Raw genomic sequence first — 14,271 nt, forward strand, 5'->3', positions numbered from 1 at the left:
CGACAATGTCAAGGGGAGGAGATTGTTTCAACTGCGTCAAATATGTGCATAAGGGTAACACCGAGCTGAAGGTTACTCCCATTCAGACCCGACGGTCAGCGCGCCGTTCCAGAGCGTTCCCCGCACAAACGAAAACGCCCCGCAGGTTACGGGGCGTTTCCACTGGTACGAAGGTACTCAGTTACTTCTTGGGCTGCTCTGCCGAAGCGGCCGGAGCCTCAGCCGCGTCAGGCTGATTCGGGTCCTTGATGGCCAGCAGTTCGAGGTCGAACACCAGAACCGAGTTGGCCGGGATGGTCGGGCTCGGGCTCTGCGCGCCGTAGGCCAGTTCGCTCGGGATGAAGAGCTTGATCTTCTCGCCGACGTGCATCAGTTGCAGGGCTTCGACCCAACCAGGGATCACGCCGCCGACCGGCAGGTCGATCGGGCTGCCACGCTGGATGGAGCTGTCGAAGACAGTACCATCGACCAGCTTGCCTTCGTAGTGAACGGTGACGACATCGGTAGCCTTGGGCTGCGCACCATCGGCTTTCTTCACGACCTCGTACTGCAGGCCGGACTTGGTGGTGACCACGCCATCACGCTTGCCGTTTTCCTCGAGGAACTTCTTGCCGGCTTCCAGAGCCTCGGCATTCTTCTTGGCAACCTGCTCTTCAGTGCGCTTCTGCAGGGCGGTGAAGGCTTCGGTCAGCTCTTCGTCGGTCAGCTTCTGCTTCTGCTTGCCGACGGCATCTTCGATACCCAGGGCGACGGCTTTCGAATCCAGGTCATTCATGCCTTCCTGGGCGAGGCTCTTGCCCATGTTCAGGCCGATGCCATAGGAAGCTTTCTGCGCAGGGGTCTTGAGTTCCACTTCGGCGGCCTGTTTGTCACAGCCCGCGAGAACCAGGCCGACCAGCGCGATCGCTGCCGCCAACCGATGTTGTTTCATGCTGAATCCTTGTCTTTGCGCCGTCATGGCTTAAGTAATGAAGCCGCGAGCTTATCAGGCGCTCGTGGCCAGTGGCTATGGGCAATAGGAACCACTGCCGAGAGAGAAGTTCCCACAGCAAACTTATAAGAAAATTAACAGGATAAGACAGACGGCCAGCACGCAATCACTGTGATCGAAGCGGGCAACTTTGACGGGAAGCTTTCGCAGGAAAGGCTTTTGCAGACAAGAAAAGGAAGGAAAAGAAAAAGCCCCCAGGTATCGCTACCTGAGGGCTTTTCAAAATGTGGCGCAGCGGACGGGACTCGAACCCGCGACCCCCGGCGTGACAGGCCGGTATTCTAACCGACTGAACTACCGCTGCGTCGGACCTCGAGTGGTGGGTGATGACGGGATCGAACCGCCGACCCTCTGCTTGTAAGGCAGATGCTCTCCCGGCTGAGCTAATCACCCTTCGTCTCGAAGTGGGGCGCATTCTACGGAGGACATTTGCACCTGGCAAGCCCCTCGATGAAAAAAATTTTTAGATGTTCCAAAGGCTTAGATGAAGAGGGCGAATGACGAAACGGGGTTGGCCTGAACCGCGCCGAACGGAATAATGGCTCCTTTGTGTCCAGGAGTTAGCCCCTCATGTGGTTCCGCAATCTGCTCGTATATCGCCTCACCCAGGATCTGCAGATCGACGCCGATGCCCTGGAAAAGGCCCTGGCCAGCAAACCGGCGCGCTCCTGCGCCAGCCAGGAGCTGACTACCTATGGTTTCTCCGCTCCTTTCGGCAAGGGCCCGGACGCGCCGCTGGTTCACGCCAGCGAGGGATTCTTCCTGATCAGCGCCCGCAAGGAAGAGCGCATTCTCCCCGGCAGCGTGGTGCGTGACGCGCTCAAGGAGAAGGTCGACGAGATCGAAGCCACGCAGATGCGCAAGGTCTACAAGAAGGAACGCGACCAGCTCAAGGACGAAATCGTCCAGACCCTGCTGCCGCGCGCCTTCATCCGTCGTTCGGCGACCTTCGCCGCCATCGCCCCGAGCCTCGGCCTGATCCTGGTCGATACCTCCAGCGCGAAGAAGGCCGAAGACCTGCTGTCCACCCTGCGCGAAGCGCTGGGCTCGCTGCCGGTACGCCCGCTGACCGTGAAGACCGCACCGACCGCCACCCTGACCGAATGGGTGAAAACCCAGGAAGCCGCCGGCGACTTCTTCGTCCTCGACGAGTGCGAACTGCGTGATACCCACGAAGACGGCGGCGTGGTGCGCTGCAAGCGCCAGGACCTGACCAGCGAGGAAATCCAGTTGCACCTGACTGCCGGCAAGCTGGTCACCCAACTGTCCCTTGCCTGGTCGGACAAGCTGTCCTTCGTCCTCGACGACAAGGTCGCGATCAAGCGACTGCGCTTCGAAGACATGCTGCAGGAGAAGGCAGAGCAGGACGGCGGCGAAGACGCCCTCGGCCAGCTCGACGCCAGCTTCACCCTGATGATGCTGACCTTCGCCGAATTCCTTCCGGCGCTGATCGAAGCGCTCGGTGGCGAGGCGATGCCCGAAGGCATCTGATGCCGTGACAGGCGCCGCGCCCTCGCGGCGCCTGTCCTGACAATAAGGCCCACATAAAGAAGGACGGCCCATGCGTGCTCTCATCCTGCTCAGCCGCTTCATGGGCAACACCTTCGCCCTCTGGGTGCTGCTCTTCGCCATCCTGGCGTTCCTCATCCCCTCTCTCTTCACTCCGCTCACCGTCGCCATCGTCCCCATGCTCGGCGTAGTGATGTTCGGCATGGGCCTCACACTCAAGGTCGAGGACTTCGCCGAAGTCGCCCGGCATCCCTGGCGCGTCACCCTCGGCGTCATCGCCCACTTCGTGATCATGCCCGGCATGGCCTGGCTGCTCTGCCAACTGATGCACCTGCCGCCGGAAATCGCCGTGGGCGTGATCCTGGTCGGCTGCTGCCCCAGCGGAACCGCTTCCAACGTGATGACCTGGCTCTCGCGCGGCGACCTGGCGCTTTCCGTGGCCATCGCCGGCGTGACCACCCTCCTCGCCCCGCTGCTGACACCGGCGCTGATCTGGCTGCTGGCCTCGGCCTGGCTGCCGGTCTCTTTCGGCGCGCTGTTCTGGTCGATCCTGCAGGTCGTCGTGGTCCCCATCGTGCTCGGCCTGGTCGCCCAGCGCGTGCTTGGCGCACGAGTAGGCCATGTGGTTGACGTGCTGCCACTGGTCTCGGTGGTCTCCATCGTGATCATCGTCGCCGCCGTGGTCGCGGCCAGCCAGGCGAAGATCGCCGAATCCGGCCTGCTGATCATGGCTGTGGTGATCCTGCACAACGGTTTCGGCTTCCTGCTCGGCTACTTCACCGCCAAGGTCTTCGGGCTGCCGCTGGCGCAGCGCAAATCGCTGGCACTGGAAGTCGGCATGCAGAACTCCGGGCTCGGCGCCGCGCTGGCCAGCGCGCACTTCTCGCCGCTGGCAGCCGTACCCAGCGCGCTGTTCAGCGTCTGGCACAACATTTCCGGCGCTACGCTTTCCACGTGGTTCCGACGCATGACCGATGAGCCACCCGTCCAGAAAGAAGCCCCGCAATAGGGCAACCATCCGGCGCCGGGTTGCCCGGCGCACCGCTTTTGTGCAAAATAATGCACATTGTGAGGACGACCTCACCACCTTCCGGTGCTCCAGCGGGGACGGCCCTCCATTCCATCCACCGTCTGGAGAGCTCCATGTCCTGGATCATTCTGTTCGTCGCCGGCCTGTTCGAAGTGGGCTGGGCCGTCGGCCTGAAATACACCGAAGGTTTCACCCGACCGATACCGACCATCCTCACCGTGCTGGCGATCATCACCAGCATGGGCCTGCTTGGCGTGGCCATGAGGAATCTGCCCCTGGGCACCGCCTACGCCATCTGGACCGGTGTCGGCGCCGTCGGCACTGTCATCGTCGGGATCGTGCTGTTCGGCGAGTCCATGGCGCCGGTACGCCTGCTCAGCGTTGCGCTGATCCTGTGCGGACTGGTCGGACTGAAAATGAGCCACTGACGCTGTATCGGTTCTCGATACCGGCGGGCTGTCGCTTTCCCGAAAATTTGTCGGTATGCTGCGGGCCACTGTGTTTGCTTGGGTCACTGTGGCTCGTGACCTGGTGGGGCCATTCCCCACCACCCGGCTTCGACTGCACCTTGCAACTCAGGACGAGCGCGGACCTTTCCGCAAAACAATATTCAATTGTTCAAGGTGTATCTCCATGTCGAATCGTCAGACCGGCACCGTCAAGTGGTTCAATGACGCCAAGGGCTTCGGCTTCATCACTCCGGAAAGCGGCAACGATGTCTTCGTGCACTTCCGCTCCATCCAGGGCACCGGCTTCAAGTCGCTGCAGGAAGGCCAGAAGGTCTCCTTCATCGTGGTTGAAGGCCAGAAGGGCCTGCAGGCTGACGAAGTTCAGGTCATCTGAACCGCGACACGCCCATGAAAAAGCCCCGGCATTGCCGGGGCTTTTTCTTTGCTGCCAATAAAGTCAGCGCGCCGCGCCGCGCAAGGCCGCGACCTGCTCCTGCAGCATCAGGCGCCTGGCCTCCTCTGGCGCCACCGGCTGACCGGCCACCAGGCAGACCCGCGACCACAGCCGGCGGAAGAAACCCTTCTGCGGATCACGGCTGAAGAAGCTGCCCCACAACCCCTGCAACGCCATCGGGATCACCGGCACCGGCGTCTCCTCGATGATGCGCTCCACGCCGCCGCGGAATTCGTTCATCTCGCCGTCCAGGGTCAGCATACCCTCGGGGAAGATGCACACCAACTCTCCCTCGCGCAGGTACTCGGCGACTCTGGCGAAAGCCTTTTCGTAGGTCTCCGGCTCCTCGTTACGCCCGGCGATCGGCACCGCGCCCGCGGTACGGAAAATGAAGTTGAGCACCGGAATGCGGAAGATCTTGTAGTACATGACGAAACGCACTGGGCGCCGCACGGAGCCGGCGATCAGCAGCGCGTCGACGAAGGACACATGGTTGCACACCAGCACCGCCGGGCCTTCGTCGGGGATGGCTTCAAGGTTGCGATGGTCGACCCGGTACATCGAGTGGGTCAGCAGCCATACCAGGAAGCGCATGGTGAACTCGGGCACGATCTTGAAGATGTACACGTTCACCGCGACGTTCATCAGCGACAGAACGAGGAACAGCTCGGGGATCGACAGCTTCGCTACCGACAGCAGCAGGATCGAGACAATCGCCGCCACCACCATGAACAGCGCGTTGAGGATATTGTTCGCCGCGATCACCCGCGCGCGCTTGTCTTCCTCGGTGCGCGCCTGGATCAGCGCATACAGCGGCACGATGTAGAAGCCGCCGAAGATGCCGATGCCGAGGATATCCGCCAGCACTGCCCAGGACTGCGAGTGCTCCAGCACCGCCAACCAGTTGTAGGGCTGCACGCCCTGCGGGAAGCCGCCCGAATGCCACCACAGGAGGATGCCGAACAGGCTCAGGCCGATGGAGCCGAAGGGCACCAGGCCGATTTCCACCTTCTTGCCGGAAAGCTTTTCGCAGAGCATCGAGCCCAGCGCGATGCCCACCGAGAACACGGTGAGAATCAGCGTCACCACGCTCTCGTCGCCGTGCAGCAGCTCCTTGGCGTAAGTCGGGATCTGCGTCAGATAAACCGCGCCGAGGAACCAGAACCAGGAGTTGCCCACCAGCGAGCGCGACACCGCCGGGCGCTGGCGCAGGCCGAGCAGGAGGATGCTCCAGGACTGGCGGAAGATGTTCCAGTCGACCTTCAGGTCCGGCAGCGCGGCCGCCGCACGGGGAATGTTGCGGCTGGCGAGGAAACCGCAGACAGCCACCAGCACCACGGCGATGCCGACGCCGGCCGCATAGTCCTGCCGCGACATCAGCACGCCGGCGCCAATGGTGCCGCAGAGGATGGCGAGGAAGGTGCCCATTTCCACCAGGGCGTTGCCGCCAACCAGTTCGTCTTCGCGCAGGTGTTGCGGCAGGATCGAGTACTTCACCGGTCCGAACAGCGCCGAGTGCGTGCCCATGGCGAACAGCGCGAGGAACAGCAACGGCAGGCTGCCGAACACGAAGCCCGCAGCGCCCACTGCCATGATCACAATCTCGGCCAGCTTCAGCGCGCGCATTAGCGCGTCCTTGTTGAACTTCTCGCCGAACTGGCCGCCCAGGGCGGAGAACAGGAAGAACGGCAGGATGAACAACAGCGCGCAGAGGTTGACCAACAGGTTGCGGTCACCGCCGACGGTGAGATGGTAGAGGATCGCCAGGATCAGCGACTGTTTGAAGATGTTGTCGTTGAAGGCACCCAGCAGCTGGGTGATGAAGAAGGGCAGGAATCGCTTGGTGCCCAGCAGGGCGAATTGCGAGTGTTGAGACATCGTCCTTGTTTACCTGCGTAGCGGCCTTGAGCCGGAATAACAGCACGGATATGACGGCAACAGCGTGAAGAAAAGCCACATTTTCCGCACAAATCCATTCCAGTGACGAAATTCCGGCAAGAAAAAGCCCGTCACGCGGGACGGGCTTTTCCTGGCCGTAGGCGACGTCAGAAACCGACGCTGCCCTGCACGTAAAAGGTGCGCGGCTCGCCGAGGTAGATACCGGCGTTGTTGTCGCTGGAACGGGTGTAGTTCATCTGGTCGAAGATGTTTTTCACCCCGGCGGCGACTTTCAGGTTCGACGCCTGCGGGCCGAAGTCGTAGCCCACGCGGGCGTTCCACAGCACGTAGCCGGGGATGTCGCCGTACTGGCCATCGGCGCTCGGCTCGGTGATGTAGTTGCCGGTGAAGCTGCCGTTGGAGTTGGTGGTCGGGCCGGGAGCGCGCTGCCCCGACTGGGCGAAGCCGTCGACGTTATAGGTCCAGCGGTCGTGCTCGTAGCGCAGGCCGATGGTCGCCACCTGGCGCGAGTAGAGCGGCAGGTCGCGGCCCTTGAACGACGGGATCTCACCTTCGTAGGTAGCGCGAGTATAGGTGAAGGTGCCGTAGGCAGTCAGGCCGGCGAGCACCGGGTCCAGCGCAGCCATGTCGTAGTGCGCGGAGGTCTCGATGCCCTGGTGCTTGGTGGCGCCCAGGTTGGTCCAGCCCACGTCGTTGCTGATGTACTGCAGCTCGTCGTCGAAGTCGATGTAGAACAGCGTGACTTCGCCACCCCAGGTGCCGTTGTCGTAGCGGGTGCCCACTTCGTAGGTCTTCGCCTTTTCCGGCTGCAGGCCGCTGGCGGTGTCGTTGCCGCTGCCGCCCTGGCCGAGCTGGAAGTACTGCAGGCTGCCGAAGGAGGTCTCGTAGTTGGCGAACAGCTTCCACTCGTCCGACAGGTGATACATCACCGCCAGCGCCGGCAGCGGCTCGTTGTAGTCCTTGCTGCGGCTCTTCTCCTGGACCGGCTTGCCCTTGTTGTCGAGCACGGGGCGCTCGTGCCAGTCGGTGGAGATACGCTCGAAGCGGATGCCCGGGGTGACGGTCCAGTTGCCCACATCGATCTTGTCGTCGAGGTAGATGGAGTTCGCCTCGGTACCGCCGGTGCGGTCCTGATAGGTGTGGCCGTCGGCGCCGGGAATCGGCGTCGGGATGTTGTTCACCAGGCCGACCTGGCTGGCGCGCTCGTGCATCGCCTCCTTCAGGTAGCGATAGCCGATGCTGGCTTCCTGGGTGGTCGGGCCGACCATGAAGATCTTCGACACGCGCGGCTCGATGCCGAAGGTATGGTAGTCGCGCGGATAGGACGCCAGGGTCTTGAGGTCGCGGTTGGCGATGTTGCTGCCACGGAAGCTGTCGCTGTAGTAGGTCAGCACTTCGACCTGGGTGAGGTCGTCGATCTGCCGCTTGTACTTGAGCGAGACGTCCTTGCGACGACCGGTGAAGTTGTCGTAGTCGCGCACCGACTGGTACGGGTCCTTGTCGAACTGCGCCTGGGTCAGGCCACCGGGCATGTCGGCGCTGCCGTCGTAGTAGTGGAAGTTGGCGGAGAACTCGTCGACGTCGGTGGGTGCCCAGTGGGTCTTGAACATCACGTCGTCGATGTCGGTGGCGTCGTTGCTGTCGCGGTAGCCCGCGCCCTTCACGCCCGAATACAGCAGCGCAGCGCCCATGCCGTTGTCGGCGGTGCCGCCGAGGAAGGCGTTGTAGAGCTTCTTCCAGCCACCGTGGGAAGCCGTTTCCACGGTGCTGCCGACGTCGCCGGAGAACTCCTTGGGAATCGCCCGGGTGACGAAGTTGATCACCCCGCCGACGTTCTGCGGTCCATAGCGCACAGAACCGGCGCCACGCACGACATCGACGCTGTCGAGGTTGCCCACCGACAGCGGGAACATCGACAGCTGCGGCTGGCCATAGGGCGCCACGGCGGCCGGGACGCCATCGATGAGTACGGTGGAGCGTGGCGACAGGCGCGAGGTCAGGCCGCGTACGCCGACGTTGAGGGAAACATCGCTGCCGCCGGTGCCGTTGTTGTCCTGCACCTGCACGCCGGGAATACTGCGCAGCACGTCGCGCACGTTCTGCGCGCCCTCTTCGATCATCTGCTCGCGACGCACCACGGTGCGCGCGCCGGGGTGGTTCTGCACTACCTGCTGATCAGCCTCGCCGAGCCAGTCACCGACGACGGTGACGGTCTCCAGTTCCTTGGTGTCTTCTTCGGCCTGCGCCGGCAGCAGCGGCGTGGCCAGGGCAACGGCGATCGCCAGGCGCGACCACGAACGAACGTGCGACATGCTTCCCCCTCCCCGGGTACTTCGTGAAGGGGCGGCAAATTAAAGCCGATTGTAAATTTTGTAAATGCAAATGTATCGCAAATGAAAAAATATTCCGATTGACTCAGATTCTCTTTCCGTCGTATCGAACGATCGCTCAATGGCGTGTCGATAAAAAGTCGGCACCCCATCAAGGGCAAGGTTCTTCAGGGGAATACAGCGGAAACGTCAGGCCTGGCGGAACGACCGTGCACAAGCCTGGCGATATTCGCCAGGGCCGACACCGTAGGCCTGCTTGAACTGCCTGCTGAGATGGCTCTGGTCGGCGAAGCCCAGTTGCATCGCCACGTTCACCGGCATGCAGCCCTGCTTGAGCAGGGCACGCGCCTGCTCCAGCCGGCGCTGTTTGAGCCAGGCATGAGGCGGCAGGCCAGTGGCCTTGCGGAACACTCGAGCGAAATGGAAGGGCGACAGTCCGACGGCGGCAGCCAGTTCCTCCAGCGACGGCGGCTCCATCAGCCGCGAGCCGAGCAGCTCGCGGGCGCGCGCCACGGCCAGCGGTTCATTGCCCGCGAGCGGCGCCTCGGGAATCCGCCCGTGGCGCTGGAACAGCAACAGCAGCGCCTCGCGCCAGCAGGTCTGACGCTGCAGCACAGTAGCGTCGGAATCCACCAGGCGGTGAGCAGCGAACAGCGCCTGCACCAGTTCCGGATCATTCACCACACTGGCATCGAAAGACGGCGTGCCACCCTTGCCCAGTTCAAGCTCCTCCAGCACGCCGGAAACCTGCCCCAGCTCCGGGTAGAAACCGCGGTAGCGCCAGCCGGCCTCGTCGGCCTTGGAGCCGGTGTGGACCTCGTCGGGGTTGATCAGCACCACGCTGCCGGCCGGGGCGAAGTGCTCGGCGCCGCGATGGTGGAAGCGCTGCGCGCCCTGCTCGATCATGACGAAGGCGAAGCCTTCATGGACGTGGGGCGAGAACACCTGCTCGATGTAGCGCGCGTGCAGCAGCTCGACGCCGCCCAGCTCCTGGGCGCGCCAGAAGCGGGTGCGTTCGCCGCTTGCGTGGTCTTCTGCCATCTACCACTCCCGTCAAGGGACTCTTCGTATGCCGTGCCCTGCAGGCATATCAGCCATTACTGGAAAATGGCGTCCGGGCTTTCCCTCACCCCCGCCCTCTCCCAGAGGGAGAGGGAGCCGTCTGTGCCGGCTGACACGATAGTTTCCTCCTGCGCCGAACAGTCCCCTCTCCCTTGGGGAGAGGGTTAGGGTGAGGGGGCAAGCGGTGCAGAGTACCACTCAGCCGACGAAACCGGCTTCCAGCGCAGCCTTCACCTGCGGCCATTCCTGGTCGGTGATGCTGTAGAGAATGGTGTCGTCGAGCCGGCCGCCGGCCAGGCGCCGATGGTTGCGCAACACCCCCTCACGCACCGCCCCGAGTTTCTCGATGGCGCGCTGGGAGCGCTCGTTACTGGCGGCGGTCTTGAACTGCACGCGGACCATCTTCCAGCTGTCGAAGGCGTGGCGCAGCATCAGGTACTTCATGGTGGCGTTGAGGCCGCTGCCATGCTGGCCCTGGTCCAGCCAGGTAGCGCCGATCTCGCAGGCCGGCAGCGCCGGGAGGAAGTCCATGAAGCGCGTGGTGCCGACGATCTGGTTGCCCAGGCGCACCACCAGTGGCAGCGCCCGGCCCTCGCGCTGGTCGGCCAGGCCCTGGCGGTACCAGTCCGGGCGCCCCGGAGCGCTCATGAACTGCAGGACATCGCGGTTCTGCTCCGCCAGCGTCACCAGGTCCGGCACGTCGGCCTCCACCATCGGCTCCAGGCGCAGGGCCCCGCGCTGCAAGGTGATGGGTAACGGTCTGAACATGGCGCCCTCCTCGAAACACGACGCGAAATCATCGCTCACATCAGAGCGTAGCGGCCCGGCGAAGTGCCGCGTACCCAGCCGGGCGCGACGGACGGACCGCGAAAAGCCCGGCAAGCTACCAGTACCGCGCCTGCCCCTCAAGTGAGAAGCGCGACACAGCGCCACTGAGACATTGGTAGCAGGCGTCTGACAGTTCCGGACTTTGGTGCGAAACTGCTGCCAGCGCTCCTGCGGGGGAGCCAGTTCATTTCCGGAGTCAGCATGTCGTTGTCCAGTGGGTTGATCGCAACGGTCGCCCTGCTCTACATGGCGGTCCTGTTCGCCATCGCGTTCTATGGCGACCGCCGTCGCGCCCCACTTTCGCCGCGTGTCCGCGCCTGGGTCTACAGCCTCTCGCTGGCGGTGTACTGCACCAGCTGGACCTTCTTCGGCGCCGTCGGCCAGGCCGCCGACCAGCTGTGGTCGTTCCTGCCGATCTATGTCGGCCCCGTGCTGCTGATGCTCTTCGCGCCCTGGGTGCTGCAGAAGATGATCATGATCAGCAAGCAGGAGAACATCACCTCCATCGCCGACTTCATCGCCGCACGCTACGGCAAGTCCCAGGCGCTGGCGGTGGTGGTGGCGCTGATCTGCGTGGTCTGCGTGCTGCCCTACATCGCCCTGCAACTCAAGGGCATCGTCCTCGGGGTGAACCTGCTGATCGGCGCCGGCCCCGACTCCACCGGCATTCGCGCCCAGGACACAGCGCTGATCGTCTCGTTGATCCTCGCGCTGTTCACCATCGTCTTCGGTACCCGCAACCTGGACGTCACCGAGCACCACCGCGGCATGGTGCTGGCCATCGCCTTCGAGTCGCTGGTCAAGCTGACCGCCTTCCTCGCCGTCGGCATCTTCGTCACCTACGGCCTCTACGATGGCTTCGGCGACCTGGTGGACAAGGCCCGCGTCGCCCCGCAGCTCAACGAATACTGGAAGGAAACCGTGCACTGGCCGGCGATGCTGCTGCAGACCGGCGTGGCGATGACCGCGATCATGTGCCTGCCACGGCAGTTCCACGTGCTGGTAGTTGAGAACATCGAGCCGCGCGACCTGAACCTGGCGCGCTGGGTGTTCCCGATCTACCTGGTGCTGGCCGCCCTGTTCGTGGTGCCGATCGCCCTGGCCGGGCAGATGCACCTGCCGGCGGGCGTGATGCCGGACTCCTTCGTGATCAGCCTGCCGCTGGCCGAAGCCCACCCGGCACTGGCGCTGCTGGCCTTCATCGGCGGCGCCTCGGCGGCCACCGGTATGGTCATCGTCGCCAGCGTGGCGCTGTCTACCATGGTCTCCAACGACATGCTGCTGCCGTGGCTGCTGCGCCGCAAAGGTGAAGCCGAGCAGCCCTTCGAGGTGTTCCGCCACTGGCTGCTGACCGTGCGCCGGGTGAGCATCGCGCTGATCCTCCTGCTGGCCTATGTCAGCTATCGACTGCTGGGCTCCACCGCGAGCCTGGCCACCATCGGCCAGATCGCCTTCGCCGCCATCGCCCAGCTCGGCCCGGCGATGATTGGTGCGCTGTACTGGAAGCAGGCCAATCGCCGCGGCGTATTCGCCGGTCTGGCCGCCGGTTCCTTCCTCTGGGCCTATACCCTGGTGCTGCCGGTGGTCGCCAAGGGCCTGGGCTGGCCGCTGGAAACCTTCCCCGGCCTGGCCTGGCTCGCCGGCCGCCCGTTCGGCCTGTCCATCGAGCCGCTGACCCTGGGTGTGCTGCTCTCGCTGATCGGCAACTTCGCGCTGTTCGGGCTGGTCTCGGTGTTCTCCCGCACCCGTGTTTCCGAGCACTGGCAGGCCAGCCGCTTCATCGGCCAGGAAATCTCGCAGAAGCTCAGCTCGCGCTCGATGCTCGCGGTGCAACTGGAAGACCTGCTGATGCTCGCCGCGCGCTTCGTCGGCGAGGAGCGTGCGCGGCAGAGTTTCATCCGCTTCGCCTACCGCCAGGGCAAGGGCTTCACCCCCAGCCAGAACGCCAACGATGAGTGGATCGCCCACACCGAACGCCTGCTCGCCGGCGTGCTCGGCGCCTCGTCCGCACGCGCCGTGGTGAAGGCCGCCATCGAAGGTCGCGAGATGCAGGTGGAGGACGTCGTGAAGATCGCCGACGAAGCCTCCGAAGTACTGCAGTTCAACCGCGCGCTGCTGCAGGGCGCGATCGAGAACATCACTCAAGGCATCAGCGTGGTCGACCAGTCGCTGCGTCTGGTCGCCTGGAACCACCGCTATATCGAACTGTTCGAGTACCCGGACGGGCTGATCTACGTCGGCCGGCCCATCGCCGACATCATCCGCTACAACGCCGAGCGCGGCCTGTGCGGGCCGGGCGACCCGGACCTGCACGTCGCCAAGCGCCTGTACTGGATGCGCCAGGGCACGCCGCACACCTCCGAGCGGCTGTTCCCCAACGGCCGGGTGATCGAGCTGATCGGCAACCCGATGCCCGGCGGCGGTTTCGTCATGAGCTTCACCGACATCACCAATTACCGCGATGCCGAGCAAGGCCTGAAGGACGCCAACGAAGGCCTGGAGCAGCGCGTGCAGGAGCGCACCTTCGAGCTATCGCAGCTGAATCAGGCGCTCACCGAGGCCAAGGGCACGGCCGAGGCGGCGAACCAGTCGAAATCGCGCTTCCTCGCCGCGGTCAGCCACGACCTGATGCAACCGCTGAATGCCGCGCGGCTGTTCTCCGCCGCCCTCGCCCATCAGGAAAAACTGCCCGAGGAGGCCACCGAACTGGTGCGCCACCTGGACTCGTCGCTGCGCTCGGCGGAAGACCTGATCACCGACCTGCTGGACATCTCGCGGCTGGAAGGCGGCCGCGTCAGCGCCGACGTCGCGGCCTTCCCGCTGAGCAACCTGTACGACACCCTCGGCGTGGAATTCCGCGTGCTGGCCCAGGAGCACGGCATCGACTTCCACGTGCGCGGCAGCAAGCTGCGCGTGGAGAGCGACATCAAATTGCTGCGCCGCGTGCTGCAGAACTTCCTCACCAATGCCTTCCGCTACGCCAAGGGCCACGTGCTGCTCGGTGTACGCCGTGAGGCTGGCCATCTGCGCCTGGAAGTCTGGGACCACGGTCCAGGCATTCCGCCGGACAAACTGCAGGTGATCTTCGAGGAATTCAAACGCCTGGACAGCCACCAGACCCGCGCCGAGAAGGGCCTGGGTCTGGGCCTGGCCATCGCCGACCGGCTGTGCAAGGTACTCGGCCACCGCCTGCAAGTGCGCTCCTGGCCGGGCAAGGGCAGCGTGTTCAGCGTCAGCGTGCCACTGGCTCGCCAACCCGCCCCGGCGCCACTGAACGGGCACAAGGTGGAAACCCCGGAACAGCTCAACGGCGCGCAGGTGCTCTGCGTCGACAACGAAGACAGCATCCTCACCGGCATGAACAGCCTGCTGACCCGCTGGGGCTGCCGCGTGCTCACGGCGCGCAGCCGCGAGGAATGCCAGGCCCTGCTGGACGGCGATGCGCGCCCGCAACTGGCGCTGATCGACTACCACCTGGACGACGGCGAGCTGGGCACCGACCTCATGGCCTGGCTGCGCACCCGCCTGGGCGAGCCGGTGCCGGGCGTGGTGATCAGCGCGGACGCCCGCCCCGAACTGGTGGCGCAGATCCACGCGGCCGGGCTGGACTTCCTGCCCAAGCCGGTGAAGCCGGCGGCGCTGCGGGCGTTGTTGAGTCGACATCTGAGCCTGAGATAATTCGTCTAGCCGCGCCTTGGCAGCGGCGTCGGTTCGCGAGC

General features: G+C 64.2%; 9 protein-coding genes, 2 tRNA genes and 1 pseudogene. 5 read left to right on the forward strand and 7 right to left on the reverse strand.

What is annotated here, in order from left to right; all coding sequences use genetic code 11:
• Positions 1–181: 181 nt before the first annotated feature.
• The 3 genes from RS899_RS19045 to RS899_RS19055 form a co-directional block, all read right to left on the reverse strand.
• Positions 182–931, reverse strand: coding sequence for an FKBP-type peptidyl-prolyl cis-trans isomerase (locus tag RS899_RS19045; protein ID WP_054910891.1), 750 nt, complete (start codon positions 929–931; stop codon positions 182–184).
• Positions 932–1,218: 287 nt separating this feature from the next.
• Positions 1,219–1,295, reverse strand: a tRNA-Asp gene (locus tag RS899_RS19050).
• A gap of 13 nt (positions 1,296–1,308) precedes the next feature.
• A tRNA-Val gene (locus tag RS899_RS19055) sits at positions 1,309–1,384 on the reverse strand.
• A gap of 177 nt (positions 1,385–1,561) precedes the next feature.
• Between RS899_RS19055 and rdgC the strand changes: the two genes are divergently transcribed.
• The 4 genes from rdgC to RS899_RS19075 all read left to right on the forward strand — a co-directional run bounded on the left by rdgC (position 1,562) and on the right by RS899_RS19075 (position 4,373).
• Positions 1,562–2,482: a recombination-associated protein RdgC gene (rdgC, locus tag RS899_RS19060; RefSeq protein ID WP_054910892.1), complete on the forward strand. Its 921-nt coding sequence runs from the start codon at positions 1,562–1,564 to the stop codon at positions 2,480–2,482.
• Positions 2,483–2,552: 70 nt separating this feature from the next.
• Entirely contained in the window at positions 2,553–3,509 is a 957-nt protein-coding gene (locus RS899_RS19065; RefSeq protein ID WP_315807837.1) for a bile acid:sodium symporter family protein, read from the forward strand.
• Positions 3,510–3,643: 134 nt separating this feature from the next.
• A complete protein-coding gene (gene sugE / locus RS899_RS19070; RefSeq protein WP_054910894.1) occupies positions 3,644–3,958 on the forward strand; it encodes a quaternary ammonium compound efflux SMR transporter SugE in 315 nt (104 codons plus the stop codon).
• 205 nt (positions 3,959–4,163) lie between these two features.
• Positions 4,164–4,373 carry a cold-shock protein gene (locus RS899_RS19075; RefSeq protein ID WP_024763416.1) on the forward strand — a complete coding sequence of 70 codons (210 nt, stop codon included), beginning with the start codon at positions 4,164–4,166 and terminating at the stop codon, positions 4,371–4,373.
• A 63-nt stretch (positions 4,374–4,436) separates the two neighbouring features.
• Here RS899_RS19075 and RS899_RS19080 read toward each other — a convergent pair whose 3' ends face one another.
• The 4 genes and pseudogenes from RS899_RS19080 to RS899_RS19095 form a co-directional block, all read right to left on the reverse strand.
• Positions 4,437–6,311, reverse strand: a complete 1,875-nt coding sequence (locus RS899_RS19080) for an MFS transporter (RefSeq protein ID WP_315807838.1) — start codon at positions 6,309–6,311, stop codon at positions 4,437–4,439.
• 167 nt (positions 6,312–6,478) lie between these two features.
• Positions 6,479–8,644 carry a TonB-dependent receptor family protein gene (locus tag RS899_RS19085; protein WP_315807839.1) on the reverse strand — a complete coding sequence of 722 codons (2,166 nt, stop codon included), beginning with the start codon at positions 8,642–8,644 and terminating at the stop codon, positions 6,479–6,481.
• A gap of 207 nt (positions 8,645–8,851) precedes the next feature.
• Complete coding sequence (locus RS899_RS19090; protein ID WP_315807840.1) at positions 8,852–9,703, reverse strand: AraC family transcriptional regulator; 852 nt, start codon at positions 9,701–9,703, stop codon at positions 8,852–8,854.
• A 219-nt stretch (positions 9,704–9,922) separates the two neighbouring features.
• Positions 9,923–10,524 (reverse strand): annotated as a pseudogene (locus tag RS899_RS19095) (GNAT family N-acetyltransferase).
• Between the two features lie 229 nt (positions 10,525–10,753).
• On the opposite strand from RS899_RS19095, the gene RS899_RS19100 reads away from it, so the two are divergent.
• Positions 10,754–14,230, forward strand: a complete 3,477-nt coding sequence (locus RS899_RS19100; protein ID WP_054910899.1) for a PAS domain-containing hybrid sensor histidine kinase/response regulator — start codon at positions 10,754–10,756, stop codon at positions 14,228–14,230.
• The last annotated feature ends 41 nt before the right edge of the window (positions 14,231–14,271 follow it).

This window comes from Pseudomonas sp. C9-3, assembly GCF_032392015.1.
GTDB lineage: Bacteria > Pseudomonadota > Gammaproteobacteria > Pseudomonadales > Pseudomonadaceae > Pseudomonas > Pseudomonas nitroreducens.

Bases quoted from the DNA above. Each gene is read 5' to 3' on its own strand.
- RS899_RS19075 (WP_024763416.1), top strand. From the start codon at position 4,164: ATGTCGAATCGTCAGACCGGCACCGTCAAGTGGTTCAATGACGCCAAG.
- RS899_RS19090 (WP_315807840.1), bottom strand. From the start codon at position 9,703: ATGGCAGAAGACCACGCAAGCGGCGAACGCACCCGCTTCTGGCGCGCC.
- RS899_RS19045 (WP_054910891.1), bottom strand. From the start codon at position 931: ATGAAACAACATCGGTTGGCGGCAGCGATCGCGCTGGTCGGCCTGGTT.
- RS899_RS19080 (WP_315807838.1), bottom strand. From the start codon at position 6,311: ATGTCTCAACACTCGCAATTCGCCCTGCTGGGCACCAAGCGATTCCTG.
- rdgC (WP_054910892.1), top strand. From the start codon at position 1,562: ATGTGGTTCCGCAATCTGCTCGTATATCGCCTCACCCAGGATCTGCAG.
- RS899_RS19085 (WP_315807839.1), bottom strand. From the start codon at position 8,644: ATGTCGCACGTTCGTTCGTGGTCGCGCCTGGCGATCGCCGTTGCCCTG.
- RS899_RS19100 (WP_054910899.1), top strand. From the start codon at position 10,754: ATGTCGTTGTCCAGTGGGTTGATCGCAACGGTCGCCCTGCTCTACATG.
- RS899_RS19065 (WP_315807837.1), top strand. From the start codon at position 2,553: ATGCGTGCTCTCATCCTGCTCAGCCGCTTCATGGGCAACACCTTCGCC.
- sugE (WP_054910894.1), top strand. From the start codon at position 3,644: ATGTCCTGGATCATTCTGTTCGTCGCCGGCCTGTTCGAAGTGGGCTGG.